This is a genomic window from Actinoplanes sp. NPDC051405 (genome assembly GCF_055586185.1).
On sequence record NZ_JBVJIR010000001.1, the window covers coordinates 1 to 4,102 of the forward strand.

General features: G+C 65.5%; 6 protein-coding genes. 3 read left to right on the top strand and 3 right to left on the bottom strand.

Annotated features, from left to right (window positions below; all coding sequences use genetic code 11):
* Positions 1-132: 132 nt before the first annotated feature.
* Positions 133-333 (top strand): hypothetical protein, encoded by a 201-nt coding sequence (locus ACZ6S4_RS00005; RefSeq protein ID WP_465472705.1) that lies wholly within the window; start codon positions 133-135, stop codon positions 331-333.
* Positions 334-415: 82 nt separating this feature from the next.
* Here ACZ6S4_RS00005 and ACZ6S4_RS00010 read toward each other — a convergent pair whose 3' ends face one another.
* Both ACZ6S4_RS00010 and ACZ6S4_RS00015 read right to left on the bottom strand, forming a co-directional pair.
* Complete coding sequence (locus ACZ6S4_RS00010) at positions 416-616, bottom strand: S8 family serine peptidase (protein WP_465472706.1); 201 nt, start codon at positions 614-616, stop codon at positions 416-418.
* Entirely contained in the window at positions 613-1,155 is a 543-nt protein-coding gene (locus tag ACZ6S4_RS00015) for a GNAT family N-acetyltransferase (RefSeq protein ID WP_465472707.1), read from the bottom strand. Before ACZ6S4_RS00015 ends, ACZ6S4_RS00010 begins: the two co-directional genes overlap by 4 nt.
* 96 nt (positions 1,156-1,251) lie before the next feature.
* Here ACZ6S4_RS00015 and ACZ6S4_RS00020 point away from each other — a divergent pair, with 96 nt between their 5' ends.
* Positions 1,252-1,848 carry a formyltransferase family protein gene (locus tag ACZ6S4_RS00020; RefSeq protein WP_465472708.1) on the top strand — a complete coding sequence of 199 codons (597 nt, stop codon included), beginning with the start codon at positions 1,252-1,254 and terminating at the stop codon, positions 1,846-1,848.
* Positions 1,849-2,144: 296 nt separating this feature from the next.
* On the opposite strand, the gene ACZ6S4_RS00025 is transcribed toward ACZ6S4_RS00020, so the two are convergent.
* Complete coding sequence (locus ACZ6S4_RS00025) at positions 2,145-2,435, bottom strand: SAM-dependent methyltransferase (protein ID WP_465472709.1); 291 nt, start codon at positions 2,433-2,435, stop codon at positions 2,145-2,147.
* A 187-nt stretch (positions 2,436-2,622) separates the two neighbouring features.
* Between ACZ6S4_RS00025 and ACZ6S4_RS00030 the strand changes: the two genes are divergently transcribed.
* Entirely contained in the window at positions 2,623-3,912 is a 1,290-nt protein-coding gene (locus ACZ6S4_RS00030) for a CHAP domain-containing protein (protein WP_465472710.1), read from the top strand.
* The last annotated feature ends 190 nt before the right edge of the window (positions 3,913-4,102 follow it).

Here is a 4,102-nt window from a genome sequence, read left to right on the forward strand (position 1 = left end):
CCGCCTCTCCCTCTCCACGCAGAAGGTCCCCACCCCCCCCCCCCCCCCCACCGCCCCCCCCCCCCCCCCCCCCCCCCCCCCCCCCCCCGCTGCGTCTCAGTGGGCTCCGCGACCCCTCAGGTGCCGGATCCCGTGCCCGATCACATCGGCGAGGGCGACGAGGGCGAAGGCAATCCCCGCGACCCGCAACCAGATGTTGGTGTTGCCGATCGCGAAGCCGGCCCCGAAGAAGATGAAGATCACGCCGAGTCAGACGGTGAAGATGCCCTGTCCGTCCCGCGGGTCGCCCTGGTCCACGCCTGCTTCTTCCCGGTGGCGAAGCGGATGGGGTGATCAGCCGCGCCGCGGGGGAACCTCAGCTGATCACCCGCGAGCCGGGTGGAATCGTACCCGGCTCGTGGCGCTGCTGGAGGGCTCAGAATGCGCCCGTGTAAAACAACCGGTTCGGCGAGCCCGACCCCGGACTCGTCACCACGCCCGTGGTGGCGTTGCTGACGACAGCGCTGTGCACCTGTGCCGGCGAGTCGCCCGGGTGGCCGGCCAGATACAGCGCCGCCGCGCCGGCCACGTGCGGTGCCGCCATCGAGGTGCCGCTGAACGCCTTGATGCGGTTCACAGGTCCAGCGCATAGACGCGGACCCGGCGGCCGGTGTCCGGCTGCACGGTCTCGCGCTCCAGCGACATGCCCAGCTTGATCATCACCCGCGCGGACGCCTCGTTGCCGACGACGTGGATGCTGACCAGCCGCCGAAGGCCGAGCTCGGCGCGTGCATGGGCGACCATGGCGTGGGCCGCCTCGGTGGCCAGACCCCGGCCCCAGTGCGCCCGCCCGAGCCGCCAGCCGATCTCCACTGCCGGTATGATCTCGGGCAGGAACGCCGGTACGGCCAGTCCGGTGAAGCCGGCCAGCTCGCCGGTCTCCTTGATCTCCACCGCGTACAGGCCGAAGCCGTGCTCGTCCCAGTGCCGCTGGTAGACGGCCGGGCGTTCGGCGGTTGCCGGCCGGTCCAGGGTGCGGCCGTCATGGATGTAGCGCATCCCCTCAGGCTGGGCCGTGATGGCGGCGAACCCGTCCAGATCCTCGTCGCGCCAGCGGCGCAGCAGCCGCGGAGTCTGCAGTGACGTGGCAGCACCGGAGTTCGTCGTGTCAGGCACGCCCCCTTCGGGGCATTTCGACGGCACCGGAGGCGACAGATCATGCGGCCACCGCGTATAGAGATCGATCATGCTGAACTTTGTTAAGATTCCGATATGCATAGAGTGGGGGTTCTCGGAAACGGCGTTCATCGAACATTCGAATATATCTGGCGAGCGATGAATGACGGAACGATAAATAACTGCGAGGTCGGCGTCGTGACTGCCAACCGGCCAGATGTCGCGATCTTCCGCTCCGCCGATAAGCTTGGCATACCAAGCGCGTATCTGGACGGGCACAGTCCTGCGGACATTGATTCGCAGGCGCTGGAAGCGTTTCGGGAACACCAGGTCGACTTCGTCATATTGCTCGGCTACAGCAAGCTGATCGGCCCGGCACTGCTCGAGGAATACCCTTACCACATTCTCAACATCCACTCGGCGCCGTTGCCCCGGTTCGGCGGTAAGGGGATGGTTCAGCCCATCAGCCAGGCGCACGTGCTGGCAGCCGGAGTCAGCTACAGCGGGCCGACCATCCACCTCGTCGATGCCGAGTACGACCACGGGCAGATTCTCGCGCATTGGCCCATTCGCATCCGCTCGGACGACACTCCCGAGTCCCTCACCATGCGGTGCAATCTGGCCGGCATGCCACTCTATGTCCAAGCCATCAAGGATTTCGTGCACCGACTCGACCACCCCGACGAATACTGAGACCCGTAGCCGTTACGACGGCAGCACGGGGGTGAATTGTCAGCGCTTGATGGCGACCGCGCCGACCGGCACGCCGTTCCGCTTGTAGGTGCGAACGGTGCCGGCCCGCCGTCCGGGTCGTTCTCCACGGCCACGCTGAAGATGGCGACCGCACTGCCGGCGCCAGCGGCCGCGTCAAGCGGGCGATGATGTCGCGAGCCCCTGTCGTCGGTGACGTGCTGCCACACGGCGGTCAACGTGACCGCGACAGGCTTGGAAAGTTCGAAGGAGCGACATCCTACGACCTGAGGATGTCTTCAGGTTGGTGCAGGTCCGCGTGCAAGTAGGCGACGCGGCCGGTACCCACCCGTAGTCAGCAGCACCCGGGCCTGCGCGAGCACGAGCGGGTCGTTGTCCACGTACACCACCGACGCCTCCGGAGCGACGCCCTGGACGCTCTCGTACAGGTTGGGACGGGTCGGCAGACCGGTCCCCACGTCCAGGAACTGGCGAATGCCGTTCCCCGCCAGGTAGACGCCGACCTTGCCCATGAGCTGCAGTTCGCCCTCATCCAGATCGGCAGGTTCGGGTGTTGCACTTCGCGACACCCGCGCGACCTGGATCAGGACTCGTTCGGGCTAAGCCGTTCAACCGGGCCACCCAGCCGATCATCTATAAATAGAAATAGGCGTGGTTCATCGATGTATTTAGAGCCCGTCGGCCGCCTATATTGACGACCTGATAGAGCTGACGTGGCGCGCGTCCCGATCGAGTTCCGACACAGAAGGAGAAGCAGTGGAGGCTGGAAAGTGTATTCAGCGGCGGTGGTGTGGCTTACTCGCGCTCATCTCGGCCACACTTATGGCGGCGCTGTGCGTAGTGGCAGTCGGCGCGCCGGCGTCGGCTTCGATCGGCGTCAATGACTATCCATCGAATCTGCGCACCGCGCCGCAGGATTCTATCGTCGATCCATGGAGTTTCTACAACCGCGAGTGCACTTCATTCGTGGCCTGGCGCATCAACAACGACAACCACATAAGCTTCACGAACAATATGAACGGTGGGCACTGGGGAAACGCCTATGAGTGGCGAGCAAATGCAATGAAATTGGGTTACGCCGTGAACAGCACGCCTACGGTCGGGGCGATAGCCTGGTGGGGCGCGAATCAGAATGGTGCGGGCAGCGCAGGACATGTCGCTTACGTCATGGGTGTCAACTCGGACGGCTCGGTCGACACCGAGGATTACAACTCCACCCTGGCCGGGGCATATGCCACCCGTCGCTACGCCGCAAACGGTCCGTCCCGGCCGGTGGCGTACATCCACGTGGGGAGCGCGGCATCGGCAAGCTCCGGCGGCGGCGTGCAGGGCATGCAGTTCGTAGGCAGCTTCCAGCTGACTCAGGGCCAGCGCATGTACCCGAACCAGTACCTGCTGTCGTTCGACACCCGCTGGGTTCTGGCGCTTCAAGGTGACGGCAATCTCGTTCTCTATGGCCCGGGGTATGTCGTTCGCTGGTCGTCCGGAACCGCGGGTCGCCCCGTCAGTCATCTGATCGTCCAGGATGACGGCAACGTGGTCATGTACGGGAGTCAAGGAGCTGTCTGGTCCACCGGAACCGCCGGCACCGCCGGTCCTGTGTTCAAGGTCCAGGACGACGGCAACATCGTCGTCTACAACGGGGCTGGAGGAGCCCGATGGAGCATCGGCGCCAAAGGCGCAAGCACAGGTGGCTCCTACATCGGCACCGATGCACGCGATGGCAACGAATGGTTGCGACCCAACCAGTTCCTCAAGTCCAGCGACAACCGATACGCCCTCTACCTGCAGGGCGACGGCAACCTCGTGCTTTGGTCACCCGGCGGACGTCAGCAGTGGGCCACGGGCGGTGGGCGTACCAACGTCTCGGGGGTGATCCAGCAGAATGACGGCAACCTCGTTCTCTACGCCAACCCCGTCTGGGCGAGCAACTCAGTCTCAAGCGGGTCGTTCCGGCTCAAGTTGCAAAATGACGGGAACTTGGTCGTCTACAACACTACGACCGGTATCGCCATCTGGTCCTCGGGCACAGCCGGACGGATCTAGATTTGCCTCCCGCGCAGCGCGCCAGTAATGGCCGAACCCGGCGGGGCGAGCATCGGCAATTGCCGCGGCGTCGAGCCGAGCCGCCGGGCTGAATCTGGTCGGCGGGGGGGGGGGGGGGGGGGGGGCGCCCGCCCCCCCCCCCCCCCCCCCCCCCAAAACCCCCCCCCCAACAACAACCCCCCTCTTGCCC